Origin of the sequence: Actinomadura sp. KC216, from assembly GCF_004348535.1 — a bacterium.
GTDB lineage: Bacteria > Actinomycetota > Actinomycetes > Streptosporangiales > Streptosporangiaceae > Spirillospora.
Genome location: NZ_SMJX01000036.1, coordinates 1 through 21,887, shown reverse-complemented (window position 1 = coordinate 21,887; position 21,887 = coordinate 1). Strand labels below are relative to the sequence as shown.

Below are 21,887 nucleotides of genomic sequence, written 5' to 3'. Positions count from 1 at the left end.
TGATCATCGGGGCGAACGACAGCCTGCCCCGGTCGTCGGTCATCCCCTCGCGCGTCGCGCCGCCCGCGCCCGTTACCCGGATCCGGACCGGGCCCGCCGCGCCGGGCGGGCGCTGCACCGTGATCGCCGACAGGCGCTTGCGCCCGTTCCACCGGACGCTGTACTTCGGCGACGGGTCGTCCTGCCCCGCGATCCAGGACGTCGCCGGATCGCCGTCGAAACCCGACCTCGCCTGGTCGGCCGGATGGCCGGACAGCGTCGAGCTCGCCGTGACGGACGGCTGGCCCCGCACGGCCGTGAACCGCTCGATCAGCGGGCGGCTGGTCAGGGTCGCCGTCCCCGTCACGGGCGCCTTGGTGGACGTGGCGGACGTGAACGTCCGGTCGAACCCGGGGCCTTCCTCGTCGGAGGAGCCGAGGGAAGGCCGGCACACCCAGCGGCGGCTGCCCTTCATGCACGCGTCCGTCGCGCCGGGCGTCCGGCTCATCACATAGGTGGCCGGGCCGTCGACGGCGGCGGGCGCGGGGAGCGTGTACGTGCGCGTGGGGGTCACGCCGCTGATCGACACCTCCGCCACCGCCGCCTTCGCCAGATCCGGAAGGACGGGCTTGGACGCCAGGTGAGTGATGCGCAGCCGCAGCCAGCGCGTCGGGCCTGCGGGCGCGCGGAGCGGCTGGACCGCGGCCGTCTTCTGGACGTCCTGTTCGAGTCTCCCGCGCTCGGTCTCGACCGCGACGCGCGAGACGGGCGGGCCGTTCGAGGGGTCCCCGGCGAACGCGGCGGTCAGGCCCCGCACGTCCCGGGGGCCGTCGAAGTCGACGCGCAGCCACTCCCCGACCGGGCCCCGCCAGCCGCCGGTCTCCCAGGCGGTGAACGGGTTGCCGTCGAACGCGGCGAACGGGGTCGCGCCCGGCTCGCGGAGCAGCGGCACCACGTCGTCACCGGCCGCCGACGTGGACGCCGTGACGTCGCGGACGCCCCCGCCGTAGGTGACGTGGGTGGCGTACCGCTTCCAGCGTTCGTCCAGGACGTCGGACGCCTCGGCGCGGCGCGCGGCGCTCAGCGTCGGGGAGGTCTGGTGCAGCTCGCCGAAGTTGCGGCGGAGCAGCCGGGGCGAATCGGTCACGACGGGGGTGCCCCTGAGGTCGGCGGCGTCGTCGTCCAGGAGGACGGGACCGGCGGGCAGGGCGCCGTCGTCGGCCATGGCGAGCAGCGACTCCGGCCCGCCGTACACGCGGACGGGGCCGGTCGCGTCCGCGAGGCTCGCGACGCCCGCCGCGCCCTCGACCTCGTACACCTCCAGCGCGGGGCGCTTCTGGTCGACGGCCGACACGGCGTCGTCCGCGTCGCCGCCCACCGGCTCGCCGAACGAGGCGACCATGCTCAGGCCGGGCGAGCCGGCCAGCGCCTGGTGGAGGCGGGCGGGCCAGGCGCCGCGCAGCGTCTCCCGCCGCAGATCGTTGCGGACCAGCAGGTACCGGACGCCCATCCGGCCGAGGAACGCGCTCAGCCCCGGCGACCTCTGGCCCGATCTGACCTGCTGGTCGATGGCGTCCAGCGCCCTGGTGTATCCGGGCGATCCGGCCGGGACGAGCTGCCGGACGCCCCACCGCGCGGTCAGCAGCGGCTGGACGATGTCGTCCATCGGACGGCCCCACAGGTATTCGCCGAACGGCGCGCCGGGGACGGCGAGCACGCCCTGCCGCCCGGCGCGCGCGTTGATCCACGACGCCGCGTCCCGCCAGTACCCGGGCACCTCCCTGAACTCGCCCGGCCCGGAGAGCCCGTGCGAGGCGGCCGTGGCGCCGATGCCGCCGATCGCCACGGCGGCGGCCACGGGCAGGCTGACCAGCGCTCTCACCGACCCGCCGAGCGCCGGGCGGGTGACCGTGCCGAGCAGGTGCGCCAGGCCGAGCGCCAGCGGCAGCCGGACGACCGCGTCGAACTTGTGCAGGTTCCGGATCGGCGCGAGCGGTCCGTTCAGCAGGTCGCGCAGCTGCGCGGCGAACGGGCCGGGGATGTCGCTGATGTGCCCCAGGGAGACGATCGCCAGCCCGGCCAGCAGCGTGAGCAGCAGGAACGTCCGCTCCGGGAGCCGCCGTCCGCCGAGCAGGCCCGCGAGGCCGAGCGCCGCGACCACACCGGTGCAGATGATCGGCACCGGGTTGACGGACAGGGCGTGCCCGACCGGCCACCACACCTGCCCGTCCACGATCAGGTAGTTGACCCAGCGTTCGGCGCCGCGCAGCACGTTGATCAGGCCGGTCGGGCCGGTCGTCGTCTCCGCCTTCTCGGTGTAGGTCAGCCAGGAGAACCCGTAGGTCCCGGTGAGCAGCAGCGGGACGAGCCACCATGCCGCCGCCGCTCCCGCCGCGGCCGACCACCACGCCAGCGTCCGCACCCGGAACGAGCCGCGCGGGCGCGTCACGACGTACACGACCGGGACGACCAGGACGGCGACGGTCGCGGTCGCGTTGATGCCGCCGCAGCACGCGATCGCCAGCCCCGAGCGGGCCGCCGCCCGGATCCGCCCGGTGTCCCCCATCACCGCGCCGACCAGCGGCAGGACGATCCACGGCAGCATCGCGACCGGCAGGTACTCCGACGAGATCTGCCCGAGCGTCGCCAGCCCGTTCGGGGCGAGCGCGTAGGCCATCGCCGCGAACAGGCGCGTCCACGGGCGGCCGACACCGAGCCGTCCGGCCAGCCGCCACATGCCGGTGAAGGCCAGGCACATCAGCAGCGACAGCCAGAATCGCTGCGTGATCCACGCGGGCATCCCGATCAGGTCGCCGAGCGCGAAGAACGGGCCCATCGGGAACAGGTAGCCGACGGCCTGGTTCTGGAGCTGGCCGAACTGCTCCGGGTCCCACAGGTGCAGCGCCCGGCCGAGGAAACCGAGCGGGTTCACCGCCATGTCGATCTTGGTGTCGGCGAGGATCGCACCGGGACGCGTGCCGAACGCGAGCGCGGTCAGCGTCATGCAGCAGGCGAGGACGCGCAGCCCGTCCCGCAGCCGTTCCCCCAGCCGCTCGACCGCGTGCGTGCCGGAGCCGTCCGCCATGGTCTCCTTCACCGGCGTCCGCGGCGGTCGCGGACGGCGGCGGTGACGAGGTCGCGCATCCGGGCGGCCGAGCGCGCCCAGTCGAACTCGCCCGCCCAGGCGCGGCAGGCGGCGGCGACCTCGTCGCGGCGGTCCGGGTCGTCCAGTTCCTTGAGCGCCCGTTCGACCACGTCGGCGTGGTCCTCGCCGGCGTGGACGAGCCAGCCGGTGATCTCGTCGCGGACGGCGTCGCGCAGCCCGTCGACGTCGGACGCCACGGTCGGGACGCCGAGCGCGGCGGCCTCGATCACGCTCAGCCCCCACCCTTCGCCCTGGGACGTGCTCAGATGCAGGTCGGCGCGGGCGACCAGGGCCGCCTTGGTCTCCTCGTCCACGTATCCGTGCGCGACGACGACACCGTCCAGGCCCCGCGCGGCGATCCCGGATCTCAACGCGGGTGCCTCTGGCCCTTCACCGATGACGTGGAGCTTCAGGTCAGGGCGGCTCTCCGCGAGCCGCTGCGCGACGTCGAGCAGCAGGTCCAGGCGCTTGTGAGGGACGAGCCGTGTCACGCACACCAGATCCGGGCTGCCGGCGGGTTCCGGCACCACGCCGGTGGGGTCTGCGACCACTGCGCCGTTGGGCACGACATAGGTGGGACCCGTCCAGGCGAGCCGTTCCCTTACGGCGCACAGGGTGGACGGCGAGACGACCACGAGCGCATGACGCCGGTACGTCCAGCGGCTCACCGGGCCCTCTAGAAACCGTCCGACCCAGGCCAGCCATGCCGGGAAATACAAGCCGAACTGGGCGTCGTGCACATGGTGGACGACGCAGAACACCGGCACACGGCGAGGCAGCACCCAGGGTGTGAAGAACGGGATGCCGTTCTGGCAGTCGACGACCGCGTCGAACGAACCGCCCCGCCGGAACCGGCGCGCCAGCATCCACAGCAGGACGAGCGGATACACGGTGAACCGGCCGCCGAGCCGCACGAAATCGACGTCCTCGACCCGTTCCCTGCGTCCCTGCCCGCGCGCCCTGCACGTCACGTAGTGAACGCGGGCCCCTTCAGCGGCCAGTCTGCGCGCGATCTCCCAGGCGTAGCGTTCGGCCCCGCCCGCGGCGGGATGCCAGGGATCCCGCCAGTTGACGACGGCCAGCCGAAGGGGCACGGGATTTCCCTCGGGGTCCGCAGGGCTCGCGCTCATCCCGGCTTGACGGTCGGCGCCACCGGGCCGGTCATCGGCACCGGGGGCAACGCGGACACCGGCACGGGCGCGGGGACGGGGACGATGGGCGTGCGGTTCACGCGGGCGCGGATGCGGGCCAGGTCGAGGAGGCATTGCAGGGAGTGCCGCCGCACGGAGAACGTCGAGCCGGGACGGTCACGCCACACCACCGGGATGTCCGTCACGGACGCTCCCCGCCGGACGCAGTGGGCGAGGAGCTCGACGTCGAACGAGAACCCCTCCGTGCGCAGGTCGGCGGCGGCGGCACGCGCCAGCGGCCCGTCGAAGAACTTGAACCCGCACTGCGTGTCGGCGACGCCGCCCGCCAGATCCCGGACGGCCCGGTTGAACGTGATCGCGCCGAGCCGCCTGACCGGCAGCGAGTACCCCTGGACGACCGACCGACCGTGGCGCCTTGACCCGACCACGACCGGGCGGCCCTCGCGCAGCAGGACGATGGCTTCGTCCAGTGCGGCGAGGTCTGTTGCCATATCGGCGTCCATGAAACCCACGTACGGGGCGTTCGTGGCCAGCAGCCCCGCCCGGACCGCGGCTCCCTTGCCCCGCCGCGCGCACCGCACCAGCCGGACCGGAACGGACCCGGCGTCCCAGGACAGGACGATCTCGTCCGTGCCGTCGGTGCTGGCGTTGTCGACGACGATGACCTCGGAGCGCACCGGGAACCGGGCGAGCTTGGCGCAGAGCAGGCCGAGGCCGGCCGGGAGCCGGCCAGCCTCGTTGTAGGCGGGAACGACGATCTCCAGGACGGCGGAGCCGTCAGGCAACGTGCCCATCAGGGCCTACACGTCAGCGGGCGCCGTAGTTGTACAGCGGCTTGACGACGGGATCGTCCTGCGAGGCGTTCACCAGCTGGACGGTGCCGAACGATGCTCCGGCGGCCACCAGGACGCCGACCAGGGCTGCGATGACGATGCGCATCAGGGAGTCCTTCGTCTTGAACCGCGGGGGTTGATACTCCCGAGTAACGGAGGGCTCAGAGTAATACCAGAGGGGAGAATTGACCAGATAACAACCCCACTCGTGACAATCCAGGCAACCACTACGGCCCCGACCGGAACCCCGTCTCCGGACCCGGCGCCGCTCCCGTCGATCCGGTAGACGGCCAGGTCACGGCCCCGCAGCACCTCGACGGCCGGGCCCGACGGGCGGTTCGCGGTGATCTCGGCGTCCACCAGAACATAGCGGATGCCTTCGTCACGCAGCGTAGCCGCAGATGGGGTACCGGCCCTCGCGTCCGGCCCCAGTTCGACGGCTCGCAGATCTTCGGCAGGGACGGTCAAGTCGCCCACGGTGACGGCGTCGTTCACGACGACCCGCCGGTGCAGGAACCGCGGCAGCGGATCGAGGACGCGGCGGCCGTGGTTCCACGCGTAGCTGCGATAGGACGCCCACGGCAGCACGAGCACGTCCCCGCCGACCGGGTCGGCGTGGATGATTTGTCGGGCTCTTTCCCAATCATCCGGATAGCGGACGGCCCGCAAATCACCCGCCGCGCCCCATGCCAGCGTCGGCAGAAGGATCACCGGCACGGCGATCGCTCCGGCGGCGGCTCCCGTCCACCGCGCCTCGGCCGCCCGGTCGGCGGCCACGCCGAGCCCCACCGCGATCACGACGGCGAGCGGCGCCACGTACTGCTGGCCGTCCCGGAAGACCGCGAACCCAGGCCACAGCCCGACCATCCACTCCAGAACGGGCGCGGCGACCGCGCCCATACCCGCCACCACGAACCCGACGACCGCCGCCGCAGCGGCACCGCGCCGCCAGCCCGGCTCCCGGCACCACTTCCAGTAGGCGGCGAGCGCACCCACGACCACGGCCAGCCAGATCGTCGCGGTCACCGGCGCCCCGTACCCGGCCGGGACGGTCTCTCCGTTCCACACGCCGCCGAGCGCGAGCAGGCTCCCGAGCGTGCCGAACGGGGTGTCCGCGCGAGCGGCGAACAGGTCGACGGCCGCCGTCCCGTCCTCCGGGAGCCCGGCGGGCCGGAGCAGACCCGGCACCAGCCACGGAAGGCTCAGCAGCGCGACGGCTCCGGCCACCTGGGCGGCGTAGCGAGCGCGGCCTGTCACCAGGGCGACGGTCAACGCCGTGAGCGCGGAGATCGTAAGGGCGGCGAAGCCGCCTATGGCCGCCGGGAGCAGGGCGAGGACTAGGCGCCGCCCGCCGCGCGGCTCGTCCAGCCGGGACGCGGCGGCGACCACCCAGGGCAGCGCCGCGTAGCCGAGAAGGAGGGCCCACTGGCCGAGCAGCAGCCGCTCCGCGACGAACGGGTTCCAGGCATAGCAGACCCCGGCGGCCAGGCGCGGCAGGAGCCGCGGGGACGGCACCAGCGAGGCCGCCGCCGCGCACGCCATCACGAAGATCGCCAGCAGGATCAGCTTCTGCGCCAGGTCCGCCGGGAGGACGGTGCCGAGCGCGGTCGCGAACGCGTCGCTCGGGACGTGGCGCGGCACGACCCCCGTCAGCCCGAACGTCATGCGGGTGAACGCCGGGTCGGGCACGAACACCATGTCGTAGGACAGCACGAAACCGGGCGCGAGCCCCGGCCCCAGCGCCGCCAGCCCGAGCCCCAGCCCGGTCAGCGCGGCCACCAGGTGCCGCGTCCGCTCCGCCGTCATGTGCGCCTGGACGCTACCTCACCTGTTCCCTGTGGGGGGACGACCCCCCACGCCCCCCGGCAACCGCGCAGGCTAGGGGTCACGCGGCAGCCCCAGGATGCGCTCGCCGATCACGTTCAGGTTGACCTCGGTGGTGCCGCCGCCGATCGTCATGGCGCGGGACGCGAGGAGGTACCGGGTCCAGCGGGCGCGCAGCGGCTCGTTCCAGCCGCCGGTCAGCGCGCCGCCCTCGCCGAGCAGCGTGAACCCGAACTCGGTGACCTGCTGGCCGTGCTCCATCGCCACCAGCTTCCGGACGTTCGCCGTCGCGCCCGGGTCCGTCCCGGAGAGCTGCTTGAGGGTGGCGCGGAGGCCGAGGAGCGCGAAGGCGTGCTCGTCGCAGGCGAGCCGCCCGAGGCCGTCGCGCACGACCGGGTCGCCGTCCAGGCCCAGCTCGGCGGCGAGGTCGAGGAGCTTCGGCAGGTCGCCGCCGAGCTGGAACGTGCTGGTCAGGCCAACGCGCTCGTTGGCGAGGGTGTTGCGGGCGACGCGCCAGCCCGCGTCGACCGGTCCGACGACGAGGTCGTCGGGGACGAACACGCCGTCCAGGAACACCTCGTTGAAGACGGCGTCGCCGGTGCATTCGCGGAGCGGGCGGATGTCGATGCCCGGCGACGACATGTCCACCAGGAAATAGGTGATGCCGTCGTGCTTCGGGCGGTCGGGGCTGGTGCGGGCGATGCAGATGCCCCAGTGCGCGTCGCGGGCGAGGGACGTCCAGATCTTCTGGCCGGTGATCGTCCAGCCGCCCTCGGCGCGTTCGGCGCGCGTCCTGAGCCCGGCGAGGTCGGAGCCCGCGCCCGGCTCGGAGAACAGCTGGCACCAGACGGTCTCGCCGCGCAGCGTCGGCGGCAGGAACCGTTCCTGCTGCTCAGGCGTGCCGTACTGGACCAGCGACGGGACGACCCACGCCGCGATCATCAGCGGCACCGGGCGCACCCCGGCCGCCTTCAGCTCCTGCTGGACGACGACCTGCTCCAGCGGCCCGGCGCCGCGCCCCCACGGTTCCGGCAGGTGCGGGGTGACCCAGCCGCCGTCCGCCATCGCGGCGCGCTGTTCGAGGGGCTCCATCGCGGCCAGCTCCGCGACGCGGGCGCGGATCTCCTCGCGCAGCGGCTCGGCGTCTTCGGCGAGCTCGACGCTCATGGGCCGCCGGACGCCCGCGACGGCGAGCGCGGCGACGTCCGCCCGGTGCTTGCTCGCCCGGCCCAGCAGCGCACGCAGCGTCAACGCCCTCCGGTAGAGGAGGTGCGCGTCGTGTTCGTAGGTGTAGCCGATACCGCCGTGGACCTGGATATTGCCTTCCGCGCAGAGGACGGCGGCGTCCGCGGCCAGGGTCGCGGCGACTCCGACCGCGTAGGCGCGTTGCTCTTCTGGCTCGTCCAGGGCGCGGGCTGCGTCCCACACGGCCGCCCTGGCGCGTTCGACGGCGATGAGCATCCGGGCGCACTTGTGCTTGACGCCCTGGAACTGCCCGATCGGACGGCCGAACTGCTCGCGGAGCTTCGCGTAGCCGACGGCGTCGTCCAGCGCGCGTCCTGCGACGCCGCATGCCTCGGCCCCCAGCAGGACGACGGCGAACGCATGCGCGTCCACTTCGCTGAGGAAGCGTTCATCGGCGACGGCCACGCCGTCGACCGTGACCGACCCGACCGGACGCGTGATGTCGAGAGACTCCAGCGGCCCCGGGGTTACGTCGTCCCGTTCTAGGACGACCCAGCGGTCACCGGCCGGAAGCAAGAAGAGGTCGGCCAGCGGCGCACCCAGCACTGGCTGCACCGTTCCGGAGACTGTGGAGCCGTCCACGTCCAGGCTGCCGGACAAGCCCACCGCCGCCTTGCGCGAGCCGTCCGCCAGGCCCTGCAGCAGTTTTTCAGCGCCGGCAGCGTGCAGGATCGCGGACGCCAGGACGGTCGGCGTGTACGGCCCGGGCGCCAGCGCGCGGCCGAGCTCCTCCACCGCGACCGCCTGTTCCAGGAGACCGAAGCCCTGGCCTCCCGCGCCTTCGGGGAGGTGCAGGCCGGGCAGCCCCTGCGCGGCGAGCGCGGGCCAGAAGCCGGTGTCCGCGTCCCGGACGGTCCGCGACGTGATGTTCCGCTCGGCGAACCCGCGCACGGACGCCGCCAGCGCCTCGTGTTCCTCGGTCAGCCCGATCGCCATGACGCCCCACCTCTCCTCGAAGTGGAACAAAGCCTATTAGAACGTCATTCGGCTGTCAGGACGCCAGTTGCCGGGTCGCGGGTCGTCAGGATGCAGGCGGGGCGCCGGGCGCGATCTTCAGGCCGCTGAAGAACGCGTTGACGTCCGGGTACATCCTCTTGTGCGTGTTCGGCACGGACGCGAACACCACGGCGGGCGCCTGCCGTCCGGTGTCGATCACCGCCGTGGCGTAGAGCTCGCCGGTCGCCCGGACCCCGTCCCGCTTGTAGGTGAGGTACGAGGCGATCAGCCAGCCCTGGCGGCCGTCCACGTTCAGCGGCTGCGACGCCAGCGGCGCCGACCTGTGCGGGAACCCGTAGTACTGCGCCTCGAACCCCTTCGCGACGAGCCCGGCGACGTTCTTGATGCTGCCCGGGCCCTGGTAGGCGCTCTGCAGGCTCGGCAGCAGCGTGCCGGTGAGCAGCTGGCCGTACCAGAGCCGGGCACCGTTCTTCTCCGTCACCAGGATCTGCTGCCCGGACCATCCCGGCGTGCCCAGCCTGTTCCGCTTGGTGGGGACCTTCCACGGCGCGGCCAGCCGCGGGTACGACAGGCCGGAGTGGACGTCCGCGACCCGCCCCAGCGTCCTGCTCGGGCTGCCGGGGAACACCTTGAGCCGCTTGTCCGGCGGCAGTTCGACCCGCGCCGCCTCCGACTGCTCCGCCGTCGCCGCACGGCCCGCGTTGGCGCCCGAGTCCGACGTCGCGGGCTCGCCGTCGCCCTTGAGGAGGTAGACGGCTGCGGCCGCGATCACCGCCGCCACCAGCAGGGCCACGCCGCCGATCAGCACGACGCGGGACCGGCCGGTGCCGTCGTCCAGGACGTCGCGCCTCGGCCTGCCGGCCGCGCCGAGCTTGGCGTCGGCCGCGGCCTCGTCCGCCATCCACTCGGGCATCTGCCAGTTGCCGCTGCTCGGCTTGCCGGGCTTCGCCGGCTGGCCCGCGCCGGTGGGGACGGCCGGGACGTACCGCTCGTCGCCGCCGCCGTCGTCCTCGCCGTCGGCCTCGTCGAACAGCGACCCTTCCCAGTGCGGCGGCTCGTCCTCCCGGGCGGGCGCGACCTGCACGTCGCCGCCCTCCTCGCCCTCCTCGGCCTGCGCGTCTCCGGCCCACGGGCTCTCGTCCCGCGCGGCCGGGGGCGGCGTCTCGACCTTGCCCCAGACGTCGTGCGCCGACGCGGGCTCGTCCGAGAACTCGGTGCGGCCGGCCCGGCCGGGCTCGCTCATGTCGGTCCAGCGCGCGCCGCGCTCCCCCTGATCGGACATGCGGGACACGTTACGCCAAGATCACCGGCTCGGTTCCGGCCTGGAATCACGCTCAGGACACATCTTCCCAACGCCTCAGCCGCTCCACGCCGGTCCGCCCTCTCCGGGTGTGACCAGCGCCTCTTTCGCCTGCGGCGGGTCCGCGAGACGCTCCCTGGCCAGCAGCGTTCCGCCCGCGACCGCGCCCGGCATCGCCAGCACGGCGCCCAGCGGGACGAGGAAGACCAGCAACGTCGCGACGCCGAAGCCGATCGCCAGCGGGCGGTTGGCCTTCAGCCGCGCGAACCGCTCGGTGCGCCGGATCCCGCGCCGCTCCAGCGCGACCGACGTCAGCTCGCCCGCCAGGAAGTAGCCGGACACCAGCGCCGCGACCAGGGGCACGACCGTCTGCCCGACCACGGGCAGGAACCCGCACACGAAGAACACGACGGCGAACGTCAGCGCGACGGCGCCGAGCAGCACCGCGTCCTTGATCGCCCGCCCGATCTGGACGATCAGCGGGACGTCCGGCTCCGGCGGCGCGCCGCCCTGCGACTCCTCGACGCGGACCGCGATGGCCTCGTAGAACGGGTCGCCGACCAGCAGCGTCACGGCCGTGAACGTGAGCACGGCGAGGAACAGCGCCGCCCCGTAGATCGCGGTCCCGGCGACGATCCGGGCCCAGGTCCGCGGCGTGTCCGACCAGTCGTCGGCGAATCCCGTCACCCATCCGGCGAGGTCGTCGATCTGGAAGGCCAGGAAGACGAGCGCCGTCACGTAGACGGTCAGCACGATCAGCGCCGGGATCAGCCCGAAAAGCCACTGAGCCGGGTGCCGCGCCATCCACGCGATACCGCGCAGCAGGTATCCGACACCGTTGAACAGGTCTTTGACGCCGGACGGCTGTCCGGTGGGCGGCGTTTGCGCAGGGACGTACGGTTGGCTCACGCCCCCTGACCCTATAGGTCCATAGGGAAGACCGAAGGAGTCGTCTTGCAGATCACCGCGGCCCTCGTCGAAGAGCGGGACGGCCCGTTCGTCCTCACGGAGCTGGAGCTGGACGACCCCGGGCCCGGCGAGGTCCTGGTCCGGCTGGCCGCGACCGGCATCTGCCACACCGACGGGCTGGCCCGCCACGGCGACCTGCCCTTCCCCCTGCCCGGCGTGCTCGGCCACGAGGGCGCGGGCACCGTCGCGGCGGTCGGTCCCGGCGTCACCGGCTTCGCGGAGGGCGACCCGGTCGTCATCGGCTGGCCGTCGTGCGCGGCGTGCCGGAACTGCCGGGCCGGTGAGCCCAGGTACTGCCTGCGGCTCGCGGAGGCGCTGTGCGGCGGCGGGCGTCTCGACGGCGGCGGGACGGCGCTGCGCCGTCCCGGTGGCGAGCCCGTGTCCAGCCATTTCTTCGGCCAGTCGGCGTTCGCGACGCATTCGCTGACCACCGCCGCCGCGCTGGTGCCCGTGCCCCGGGACCTGCCTCTTGAGCTGATGGGGCCGCTGGCCTGCGGGGTGTCCACGGGCGCGGGCGCGGTGTTCAACACCGTCCGGCCGCGGCCCGGGGCGCGGCTGGTGGTCTTCGGGGCCGGGACGGTCGGGCTCGCCGCGATCATGGCCGCCCGGAACTCGGCCGCCACCCGGATCGTCGCCGTCGACCGGCACGCGTCCCGGCTGGACCTCGCGCGGGAGCTCGGCGCGACCGGCACCGTCGACGCCGCGAAGGACGACGTCGTCGGCGCCGTCCACGACCTGTGCGGCGGGCCCGCCGACTTCGCGCTGGAATGCACCGGGGTGATCGACGTGGTCCGGCAGGCCGCCGACTCGGTCGGGATGCTCGGCACCTGCGTCCTCATCGGCGGCGCGCCGGCGGGCGCGGAGTTCGCGCTCGACCACCTGACCACCCTGTGGGGCAAGCGGGTCGTCGGCGTGCTGGGCGGCGGCGGGCGCAGCGAGGAGCTGATCACCGCGATCATGGACCTGTACGCGCAGGGCCGCTTCCCGTTCGACCGGCTCGTGGAGTACTTCGACCTCGCCGACGTCCAGACCGCGCTGGACCGTTCCTACGCGGGCGAGGTCATCAAGCCGATCCTGCGGATGCCGTGACCTGACCGGTCAGGAGGTCGGCGGCCTTCTCGGCGATCATGATCGCGGGCGCGTTGGTGTTGCCGGTCGGGATCACCGGCATGACCGAGGCGTCCGCGACGCGCAGGCCCTCCACTCCATGGACCCGCAGCTCCGGGTCGACGACCGCGCCGTCGTCCACGCCCATCGCGCAGGTGCCCGCCTGGTGGTGATAGGTGAGGACCGACCTGCGGATATAGGAGTGCAGGACGTCGGTGCTCTCCGCGAGCCGCCCCGGGTACAGCTCGCGCGCTCCCCACGTGCCGCGAAGCTCGGGGGCGGCCACGATCTCCTGGCAGAGGCGGACGGCGGCGGCGAGCGCTTCGAGGTCGGCGCCGTCCGACAGCACGCGCGGGTCGATCAGCGGCTCGTCCCACGGGTCGGCGGCGAGGCGGATCTCGCCGCGGGACGCCGGGCGCACCAGCCCCGCCATCAGGGAGACGCCGTCCGGCGGCCCGTCCATCCACGGTTCGTAGAGCGGCACGCCGAAATGGATCGGCTGGAGGTCGGGCACCGGCAGGCCCGGACGGCTCCGCCAGAAAAGATGGCTCTGCGTGTAGGGCAGCCCAGGTGAGAAGGTGGGCGTCCGGTCGACGGAGGCGATCACCGGCACGAGCCAGTGGTCCTGGAGGTTGCGGCCGACGCCCGGCAGGTGGACGGCGGCCGTGCCACCGCCGAGCGCGTCCGCGTCCCCGATCCCGGAGCGCATGAGCAGGACGGGTGACCCGATCGCGCCCGCGCACACCACCACCTCATCGGCGTAGGCGCGTTCCGCGATCCCGTCGCGGTCCCATTCGACGCCGACGCATCGCCGCCCTTCCAGGAGCAGCCGCCGCACATTTGCATTCGGGACGAGTGTGACGCCAGACCCCAAAACGGGCGTCAGATAGGCGCGGGCCGTTGTGAGGCGCCGCCGGTCGCGAATCGTGAACTGCATGTAGGAGGCGCCGTCCTGCCGGACGCCGTTGTAGTCCACATTGAACGGCACCCCGGCCTGCTGTGCCGCCGCCACGATCGAACGGTGCACCGGGTCCGGCTCGTATCCGGTGAGGACGTCGAGGGTTCCGGGCTCGCCGGTGCCGAGGCCGTCGATCCGCGCGAACACCGGTTCGACTTCTCGCCATGACCAGCCCTTATTGCCGAGAGAGGCCCAATGGTCGTAATCCGCCGGATTGCCGCGCACCCAGATCATCGCGTTGAGCGCGTGCGATCCGCCGACGACGCGTCCGCGCGGTAGATGCAGCCGCCGATCCTGCGCGTGCTCCTGCGGGACGGTGCGGAAGGCCCAGTCGAGCGGCGAGTCCCACAGTTCGTGCATGCGGGACGGATCGTCCACCGCGGGCTCGTCCCGGTGCGGGCCCGCCTCGACGACCAGCACGTCCCGTCCCGCGTCGGCCACCCGGCGCGCGAGCGCCGCCCCCGCGGACCCGGCACCGACCACGATCACCTCGGCCCGGTGCCGACTTTCACCGCTCATGGATGGCCTCCCGGGGCGAATGCGTGCTGAAACGAACGTGACTCGCGTGAAGCGAGCGTACTTCGGGGGGATTTGTGTAAGATTCCGGAAATCGCAGGCCATGCCGCCAAAGACAAGGACTGTTCCGCCAGAGCCAAGAGCACCGGCGAAGAAGGCGGTGGACTTTCCGGACCGTCCATCGGGGAGGAAGAAGGGAGCCGCCAGTGACCGCCCACCGGCAGTCCGATACCGGCGAAAAGGTCGATCCGGCGCCTCGGAGCTGGGGACATGCCGCAGCGCTGACCCAGACGAAGCTTCCCTCGCTCGCCGTCAGGGCCGGGCGCGGGGAGGCCACGAGCGTTCTGGTCGCGACCGTTGCCCTGGTCGCGTTCATCAGCATCCTGCATCCGGAGTTCCTGCGGGTCGGGCAGCTGCTGGACACCCTCCAGTCCGCCGTCTACGTGGGACTCCTCGCCTGCGGCATGGCATATCTGCTGTCGATGCGCGAGATCGACCTGTCGGTCGGGTCGACGTTCGGGCTCACGGTGGTCGCGACCGGGCTGATGATGAACGAGGGGCTGCCGCCGTGGCCGGCCGCGGTCCTCGGCATCGTGCTCGGCGGCTTCCTCGGTCTCGTCAACGCACTGATCGTGCACTTCGTGGGCATCCCGGCGATCGTGGCCACCCTCGCCACGCTGTCGGTGTTCCGCGGCCTGACGCTCGCGCTGAGCGACGGCAAGCAGGTCACGGGCCTGCCCCTGGAGAGCTCCTTCTTCACCCTGCTGGGCGGCAAGACGTTCGGGGTCCCGACGAGCGTGTGGGTCCTGATCCTGGTCGCCGTGCTGCTCACCCTGGTCCTGCGGTTCACCCCGTTCGGCTACCGGGTGCGCTCCATCGGGTCCAACCCGGACGCGGCGACGTTCTCCGGCATCTCCATCGCGAAGGTCCGCATGCAGGCGCTCGTCCTGATCGGCCTGCTGGCCGGTCTTTCGGGCGTGCTCGGCCTGGCGTTCTTCACCTCCGGCGACCCGAACATCGGAACCGGATTCGAACTCCAGGCGATCGCCGCCGCCATCATCGGCGGAACGCCGTTGCGCGGCGGCAGCGCCACCGTCATCGGCGCCTGTCTCGGCGCCGTGCTCCTCAGTGTGGTCACCAGTGGTCTGCAGTACTTCAACATTCCCGCCAACTGGAGCGCGTTCGCGACGGGTGGAGTCATTCTCGCCGCCGTCGCGCTGGACAGCCTGGTGCGCCGCCGCAGGCGGCGAGAGAGCGCCAAGCTCGGTCTATGACACCCCGCACCCCTAGGAGAACAAGTGAAGATCAGAGCTTTGACCCTGACCACAGTGCTGATCGGCTCGGTCGCGCTGGCCGGATGCGGATCCGGCTCGGGTGGCTCGGGCGAGAAGAAGTCCGGAAGGCTTAAGCTCGGATTCATTTACGCGACCACGACGCAGAACCCGTTCCAGGAAATGGCGTACGGCGCGAAGGCCGCCGCCAACGCCGACGGGAATGTGACGCTCAACGCGTCCGCGCCCACCGGTGTGAACGGGCCGGTTCAGACCCAGCTCTTCCGCTCCGCGATCCGCAGCTCGCCCGACGGCATCGGCTTGCAGGCCCTCGCGCCCGACCTGTTCGTCCGTCCCCTCAACCAGGCCGCCGAGAGCGACATCCCGACGGTCGCCGTGGACGCCGCGGCGCCGCCCGGGACGAAGACGAACCTTTTCGTCGGCAACAGCAACACCGAGGTCGGGCGCGCGCTCGGCGAGGAATTCGTCAAGAGCGTCCCGCCGGGCACCAAGGGCGAGGTCGTCATCGGCCTCGCGATTCCGGGCCTCCGGCTCCTTGAGCAGCGCGTCGAGGGGCTCACCGCCGTCATCAAGAAGGAACGTCCCGAGCTGACGATCAAGGGCCCGTTCGACTCCAAGTCGGAGCCGACCGAGAACTTCAACGCCTGGAACTCGATCGTGAAGGCGAACCCGAAGGCGATCGCCTACCTGGGCGTCGGTGCCCAGGACGGCGTCTCGCTGCCGCTGATCCAGAAGCAGACCGGGCGCAAGTTCCTCGCGGGTTCCTGCGACCTCGACCCTGCCGCGTTGAAGGCCGTGAAGGACGGGCAGCTGTTCGCCCTGTCCTCTCCCGAGCACTGGCTGAAGGGCTACGTCGCGATCTCGCTGCTGATCCAGAGCAAGCGCGAGGGCAAGAAGCTGCCCGAGGGCTGGTGGAACCCCGGCACCCTCGTCGTCAACTCCGGCAACATCGACGAGGTCATGAAGCGCCAGGCCAACGAGCAGAGCCGCAACGCCTTCTTCAAGGCCGAGGCGGAGAAGCAGGTCAAGAACCCGAGCCAGTACCTCAAGCCGCTGAACCAGGCCAACTGATGGTGAAGGCCACCCGACAGTGAAGGCCAGCTGACATGACGGTGCTCCGCGCACAGAACATCACCAAGACCTACGGCGGCGTCACCGCGCTCGCCGACGGCGCGATGAGCGTCGAACCGGGCTCGGTGCATGCTCTTCTGGGCGAGAACGGGGCCGGGAAGTCGACCATGGTGAAGGTGCTCGCGGGGACGATCCGTCCCGACGCGGGCACCCTCACCATGGACGGCCGGCCCGTCGCCTTCCACAACACGGCGGACGCGGTCCGCCACGGCGTCGCGGTCGTGTCGCAGGAACTGAACCTGTTTCCGGACCTCGACATCCTCGCCAACCTCTTCCCGCTCCGCGAGCCCAGGCGGGGCCCGTTCCTGAACCGCCGCGCGATGGTCGCCGCCGCCACGCCGATCCTCAGCAGGCTCGGCCTGGACGTCGACCTGCGCACGCTCGTCCGCGAGCTGTCCCTCGGGCAGCGCCAGCTGGTCGAGATCGCCCGCGCCCTGCTGGCCGAGCCGCGCGTCCTCATCCTGGACGAGCCCACCTCGGCCCTGGACCGGGACGGCTCGGACCGCCTCCTCGGCATCCTGGAGGTCCTGCGGGAACGCCAGGTCGGCGTCGTCTTCGTGTCGCACATCCTCGAAGAGGTCATGCAGCTGTGCGACACGATCACGGTGCTGCGCGACGGCCACACGGTCCTCAGCGGGGCCGACCGCGCCGACCTGCAGATCGACGACATCGTCTCGGCGATGCTCGGCCCCCAGTCCGAGCGGGAGGCGCCGCCGCCCGCCCCGCCGCGGGCCGCGCACGGCCCGGAGCTGCGCCTGGACAGGGTGTCGGTGGACGACGTCGTGACCGACGTCGACCTCCGCGTGCACGCCGGCGAGATCATCGGCGTGACGGGGCTGGCCGGGGCGGGGCACCTCGCCGTCCTGGAGCTGGTCGCGGGGCTGCGGCGGCCGTCCAGCGGGAGCGTCCGGCTGCCCGGTGATCGCCCGGTCCCCCGCGGGCTGCGCCGGTCGATCGGCGCGGGCGTCGCGGTGGTGTCGGGCGACCGGCGCGGCCGCGGCCTGATGCTCGACCAGCCGATCTGGCAGAACATCGGCCAGGTCCGCTCCATCGGGCTGAGCCGCGACGGCCTGGTCGTCCGCAAGTCGGCGCTCCGCAGCAGGGCCCGCGGCCACGTGGACCGGCTGCGGATCCGCTGCCGGGACGTGGACCAGCGCGTCGGCCTGCTCTCCGGCGGCAACCAGCAGAAGGTCGTGCTGGCGAAGTGGCTGGACGCCGCGCCAACGGTCCTGCTGCTCGACGACCCGACCCGGGGCGTGGACGTCGGCGCCAAGGCCGAGATCCACGACCTGATCCGCAAGGCCGCGGCCGACGGCGCGGTGGTCCTGCTCGCCTCGACCGACCTGGAAGAGCTGGCGGAGCTGTGCCACAGCGTCCTGGTCTTCTACCGGGGCGAGGTCGCCGCCCGCCTGTCGGGCGCCGACCTCGACCAGCACACGATCGTCCGGGTCTCCAACACGGGCGAACACGGGTAGTACGGATCGCGCTCACACGGCCGCCGCGGCATGACCGCGGCGGCCGTTCTCTTGTGCCGGAAGTGGCGCCGGACGGCCACGCCGGGTGATCGCCCGTTCGGCTCCGGACGCCCTTTTCGGGCGTCCCCTTCACCGGTCTAGTCCGCATGCTGGACCGGTTCCAACCGAATGGCACGGTAGAAATTTGGTCCTTGCACACCTGTTGAAGTGCGGTTATGTTCCTCACAATTAGTATAGTTTCCTAATTATTGAAGGGAACTGAGATAGCCGTGCGCACCAGACCCCCGCTCCGGCGCATCGTCGCCGGAGTCACCGCGCTTCTCCTGATGTTCGGCCTCTCCGTGGCCATGACCACGCCCGCCAACGCCGCGGCGGGCCCGACCGCGGCCTGCCGCACCGTCCAGGAATGGGGCGGCGGAGCCCAGTACACCTGCACGATCACCAACAGCGGCACCTCCGCCACATCGGGCTGGAAGCTGGAGTTCGACCTCGCCTCCACCGTCCGGATGGGCTCGTACTGGGACGCCTCCCTCACCAGTTCGGGCACCCACCACACCTTCACCAACCGGAACTACAACGGCACGATCAGCCCGGGCAGCGCCGCCTCCTTCGGCTTCCTGGTGTCCTTCACCGGGACGCTGAGCGGCCCGGAGAACTGCAAGCTCGACGGCCAGCCGTGCGACGGCGGCCCGTCCGACACCCCGCCGAGCCCGCCCGCCAACCTCCGGACCACCGAGGTCACTCCCACCTCGGTCTCCCTGGCCTGGGACAACGCGTCCGACGACCAGGGGATCAAGAACTACGACGTGCTGAACGGCAGCGCCGTCGCCGCCACCGTCACCGGCACCACCGCCAAGGTCACCGGGCTGACGGCGAACACGCGCTACACCTTCACCGTCCGCGCCCGCGACACCGCCGACCAGCTCTCCGAGGTCGGCGCCCCCGTCACCTTCACCACCCCCGGCTCGGGCGAGGACGCTCCCCCGTCCCAGCCCGCCGAGCTGCGCGTCGTCTCGACCGAGGGCGACACCGTCGAGCTCGCCTGGAAGGCCGCGACCGACGACAACGGCGTGGCCGGATACGACGTGCTGCAGAACGGCTCGGTCGCCCAGACCGTCACCGCCACGACCGCCAAGGTCTCCGGCCTCCGCCCGGGAAGCTACCGGTTCGCCGTCCGCGCCAAGGACTCGATCGGCCAGTTCTCCGAGCTGAGCAACGAGGTGACCGCCACCATCGGTGCCGGCACCGGCGGCTGCCGCCCCGACGGCCTCTACCAGACGCCGGGCGTCACCCCCGCGTACTGCGAGGTCTATGACGAGGGCGGCCGCGAGAAGATGGGAGAGGGCCACCCCCGTCGCGCCATCGGCTACTTCACCAGCTGGCGGACCGGCAAGGACAAGAAGCCCCGCTACCTCGCCAGCGACATCCCGTGGGACAAGGTCACCCATATCAACTACGCGTTCGCGCACGTCGACGAGCAGAACAAGGTCTCGGTCGGCGCGGACAGCCCCAACAACCCCGCAACCGGGATGGAATGGCCTGAGGTTCCGGGCGCGGAACTGGACCCGAGCCTCCCGTACAAGGGCCACTTCAACCTGCTGAACAAGTACAAGAAGCAGAACCCGAACGTCAAGACGCTGATCTCCATCGGCGGCTGGGCGGAGACCGGTGGCTACCTCAAGGAGAACGGCGAACGCGTCGCCTCCGGCGGGTTCTACACGATGACCGACAGCCAGGCGAAGATCAACACGTTCGCCGACTCCGTCGTCGAGTTCCTGCGCAAGTACGGGTTCAACGGCGCGGACATCGACTACGAGTACGCCACCTCGATGCAGTACGCCGGGCACCCGGACGACTTCCAGTTCTCGAACCCGCGGCGCGCCAAGCTGATGGCCGGCTACGTGGCCCTCATGAAGACGCTGCGCGAGAAGCTGGACGCGGCCGGCGCGGCCGACGGCAAGCACTACCTGCTGACCGCCGCCGTCTCGGCGTCCGGCTGGATCCTGCGCGGGCACGACAGCTACCAGGTCGTCCCGTACCTGGACTTCGCCAACATGATGACCTACGACCTGCACGGAACCTGGAACCACTTCGTCGGTCCCAACGCCGCCCTGTACGACGACGGCAAGGACAACGAACTCCAGGAGGGCGGCGTCTACAACGCCTACGGAATCGGGTACCTGAACACCGACTGGGCCTACCACTACTTCCGAGGCTCGATGCAGGCCGGCCGTATCAACATCGGCGTGCCGTTCTACACCCGCGGGTGGAAGAACGTCCAGGGCGGCACGAACGGGTTGTGGGGCAAGTCCGCCTTGCCCGACCAGAAGCAGTGTCCGAAGGGCACCGCGGGAGATGTCGGCTCCACGACGCCGTGCGGCGACGGAGGAATCGGCATCGACAACATCTGGCACGACCTCGAGAACGGCAAGGAAATGGCGTCGGGCAGCAACCCGATGTGGCACGCCAAGAACCTCGAAAAGGGAATCCAGGGCAGCTACATCGGCGACTACGGCCTCGACCCGGCGACCGACCCCGACGACCGTCTCGTCGGGACCTACACCCGCAACTACAACAGCACCATGAAGACGCCGTGGCTCTGGAACGCCACCGAGAAGGTCTTCCTGTCCACCGAGGACGAGGAGTCGCTCGCGGCCAAGGCCAAGTACGTGGCCGACAAGGGCATCGGCGGAATCATGATCTGGGAACTGTCCGGCGACTACGCCTGGGACCCGGCCCGCAACGAGGGCAAGGGCGAGTACTTCATGGGCAAGACGTTGATCAACGTGATCCACGACGGCCTGAAGAACGCCGCCCCGTACGGGAACCTCAAGTCCAGCACGACGATGCCCACCGAGGTCCTCGACGTGAAGGTCGACCTGGTCAACTTCCCGGTGGGCGACGCCAACTACCCGATCACCCCGAAGATGCGCATCACCAACAGGTCGGGCCAGACCATCCCGGGCGGCGCCACCTTCAAGTTCGACTACGGCACGTCCGCCCCGGGCGACATGTCCCAGCAGACGGGCTGGACGCTCTCCATCCAGCCGGGCCATACCGGCAACAACACCGGCGGCCTGAAGGGCGACTTCCACAAGGCGACCCTGACGGTCCCGACCTGGTCGAGCATCCCGAACGGCGGTTCCGCCGACATCGCCCTGAGCTACAAACTGCCCATCTCCACACCGTCCAACTTCGTCCTCACGTTCGGAGGCAAGTCCTACGTCCTGACCCAGGACTCCCCGAGAACCGCCTCGGTGGGCGGCCTCCGCTGACCAACTGACGAACCCACCCCAAAGGCAGGGCGTGCGCTGAAGCGCACGCCCTGCCCCTTTTGCGCGCCCCTCCTTCTGCGCGTCCGGTGAGTGGACGCCGCCTGGCCAGTAGGTGGAACAGGTTCTAGTATCCGGGGCATGAGGTTCACCTACGCCGAGGCGATGACGGATCCGTCGTTCTATCTGCCGCTGGCCCGGGCCGCCGAGGCGGCGGGGTATACGAGCATGTCGGTCGCCGACTCGCTCGTCTATCCGGAGGAGTCGGACTCGGTCTATCCCTACACCGCGGACGGCGGCAGGGAGTTCCTTGAGGACAAACCGTTCATCGAGACGTTCACGCTCATCGCGGCGATGGGGGCGGTGACCAGCACGCTCCGGTTCACGCCGTTCGTGCTGAAGCTGCCGGTCCGGCCGCCGGTGCTGGTCGCCAAGCAGGCCACGTCGACCGCGTGCCTGACCGGCGGGCGGCTCGGGCTCGGGGTGGGGATCAGCCCGTGGCGGGAGGACTTCGCGGTGATGGGCGTGCCGTGGGAGCGGCGCGGCCGGCGGATGGACGAGGCCATCGACATCGTGCGGGGGCTCAGCGGCGGCGGGTACTTCGAGTTCCACGGCGAGTTCTTCGAGATCCCGGCGATCAAGATGACGCCGGCGCGGCCGTTCCCGATCCTGGTCGGCGGGCACAGCGAGGCGGCGCTGCGGCGCGCGGTGGTCCGGGGGGACGGGTGGATGC

At 71.6% G+C, this 21,887-nt stretch carries 14 protein-coding genes and 1 pseudogene; 6 read left to right on the top strand and 9 right to left on the bottom strand.

Features of this window, described 5'->3' with window-relative positions:
* Positions 1-1,060: 1,060 nt before the first annotated feature.
* The 8 genes and pseudogenes from E1264_RS45185 to E1264_RS08975 all read right to left on the bottom strand — a co-directional run.
* Positions 1,061-2,983 (bottom strand): annotated as a pseudogene (locus tag E1264_RS45185) (alpha-(1->3)-arabinofuranosyltransferase family protein); the annotation flags it as partial.
* An 89-nt stretch (positions 2,984-3,072) separates the two neighbouring features.
* A complete protein-coding gene (locus tag E1264_RS09000; RefSeq protein WP_243710830.1) occupies positions 3,073-4,218 on the bottom strand; it encodes a glycosyltransferase family 4 protein in 1,146 nt (381 codons plus the stop codon).
* 32 nt (positions 4,219-4,250) lie between these two features.
* Positions 4,251-5,069 (bottom strand): glycosyltransferase, encoded by an 819-nt coding sequence (locus E1264_RS08995; protein ID WP_132171537.1) that lies wholly within the window; start codon positions 5,067-5,069, stop codon positions 4,251-4,253.
* A gap of 13 nt (positions 5,070-5,082) precedes the next feature.
* Positions 5,083-5,214, bottom strand: coding sequence for a hypothetical protein (locus E1264_RS45885; RefSeq protein ID WP_279490185.1), 132 nt, complete (start codon positions 5,212-5,214; stop codon positions 5,083-5,085).
* Positions 5,214-6,914 (bottom strand): hypothetical protein, encoded by a 1,701-nt coding sequence (locus E1264_RS08990; protein WP_132171535.1) that lies wholly within the window; start codon positions 6,912-6,914, stop codon positions 5,214-5,216. The genes E1264_RS45885 and E1264_RS08990 overlap by 1 nt, the downstream gene beginning before the upstream one ends.
* A gap of 72 nt (positions 6,915-6,986) precedes the next feature.
* Positions 6,987-9,113, bottom strand: a complete 2,127-nt coding sequence (locus tag E1264_RS08985; RefSeq protein WP_132171533.1) for an acyl-CoA dehydrogenase — start codon at positions 9,111-9,113, stop codon at positions 6,987-6,989.
* An 85-nt stretch (positions 9,114-9,198) separates the two neighbouring features.
* Positions 9,199-10,416, bottom strand: a complete 1,218-nt coding sequence (locus E1264_RS08980; protein WP_132171531.1) for a hypothetical protein — start codon at positions 10,414-10,416, stop codon at positions 9,199-9,201.
* Between the two features lie 75 nt (positions 10,417-10,491).
* Positions 10,492-11,343 (bottom strand): EI24 domain-containing protein, encoded by an 852-nt coding sequence (locus E1264_RS08975; protein WP_243710829.1) that lies wholly within the window; start codon positions 11,341-11,343, stop codon positions 10,492-10,494.
* Positions 11,344-11,388: 45 nt separating this feature from the next.
* On the opposite strand from E1264_RS08975, the gene E1264_RS08970 reads away from it, so the two are divergent.
* Positions 11,389-12,492: an NAD(P)-dependent alcohol dehydrogenase gene (locus tag E1264_RS08970; protein ID WP_132171529.1), complete on the top strand. Its 1,104-nt coding sequence runs from the start codon at positions 11,389-11,391 to the stop codon at positions 12,490-12,492.
* Here the strand turns inward: E1264_RS08970 and E1264_RS08965 are convergent.
* Positions 12,467-13,987: a GMC family oxidoreductase N-terminal domain-containing protein gene (locus E1264_RS08965; RefSeq protein WP_132171527.1), complete on the bottom strand. Its 1,521-nt coding sequence runs from the start codon at positions 13,985-13,987 to the stop codon at positions 12,467-12,469. The two genes, E1264_RS08970 and E1264_RS08965, sit on opposite strands and share 26 nt — an antisense overlap.
* Before the next feature lie 203 nt (positions 13,988-14,190).
* Here E1264_RS08965 and E1264_RS08960 point away from each other — a divergent pair, with 203 nt between their 5' ends.
* The 5 genes from E1264_RS08960 to E1264_RS08940 form a co-directional block, all read left to right on the top strand.
* On the top strand, positions 14,191-15,258 hold the full coding sequence (locus tag E1264_RS08960; RefSeq protein WP_207935803.1) for an ABC transporter permease: 1,068 nt from the start codon (positions 14,191-14,193) through the stop codon (positions 15,256-15,258).
* Positions 15,259-15,297: 39 nt separating this feature from the next.
* Complete coding sequence (locus E1264_RS08955) at positions 15,298-16,347, top strand: sugar ABC transporter substrate-binding protein (RefSeq protein ID WP_207935802.1); 1,050 nt, start codon at positions 15,298-15,300, stop codon at positions 16,345-16,347.
* Between the two features lie 35 nt (positions 16,348-16,382).
* On the top strand, positions 16,383-17,882 hold the full coding sequence (locus E1264_RS08950; RefSeq protein WP_132171525.1) for a sugar ABC transporter ATP-binding protein: 1,500 nt from the start codon (positions 16,383-16,385) through the stop codon (positions 17,880-17,882).
* 269 nt (positions 17,883-18,151) lie between these two features.
* Positions 18,152-21,157 (top strand): glycosyl hydrolase family 18 protein, encoded by a 3,006-nt coding sequence (locus E1264_RS08945; protein ID WP_243710828.1) that lies wholly within the window; start codon positions 18,152-18,154, stop codon positions 21,155-21,157.
* 138 nt (positions 21,158-21,295) lie between these two features.
* On the top strand, positions 21,296-21,887 hold a 592-nt coding region (locus E1264_RS08940), incomplete at its 3' end, for an LLM class flavin-dependent oxidoreductase (protein ID WP_132171523.1).

What these genes read in the sequence shown, in the direction of transcription:
- E1264_RS08980 (WP_132171531.1), bottom strand. Translation starts at nt 10,416, where the DNA reads ATGTCCGATCAGGGGGAGCGCGGCGCGCGCTGGACCGACATGAGCGAG.
- E1264_RS08965 (WP_132171527.1), bottom strand. Translation starts at nt 13,987, where the DNA reads ATGAGCGGTGAAAGTCGGCACCGGGCCGAGGTGATCGTGGTCGGTGCC.
- E1264_RS08950 (WP_132171525.1), top strand. Translation starts at nt 16,383, where the DNA reads ATGACGGTGCTCCGCGCACAGAACATCACCAAGACCTACGGCGGCGTC.
- E1264_RS45885 (WP_279490185.1), bottom strand. Translation starts at nt 5,214, where the DNA reads ATGCGCATCGTCATCGCAGCCCTGGTCGGCGTCCTGGTGGCCGCCGGA.
- E1264_RS08995 (WP_132171537.1), bottom strand. Translation starts at nt 5,069, where the DNA reads ATGGGCACGTTGCCTGACGGCTCCGCCGTCCTGGAGATCGTCGTTCCC.
- E1264_RS08985 (WP_132171533.1), bottom strand. Translation starts at nt 9,113, where the DNA reads ATGGCGATCGGGCTGACCGAGGAACACGAGGCGCTGGCGGCGTCCGTG.
- E1264_RS08990 (WP_132171535.1), bottom strand. Translation starts at nt 6,914, where the DNA reads ATGACGGCGGAGCGGACGCGGCACCTGGTGGCCGCGCTGACCGGGCTG.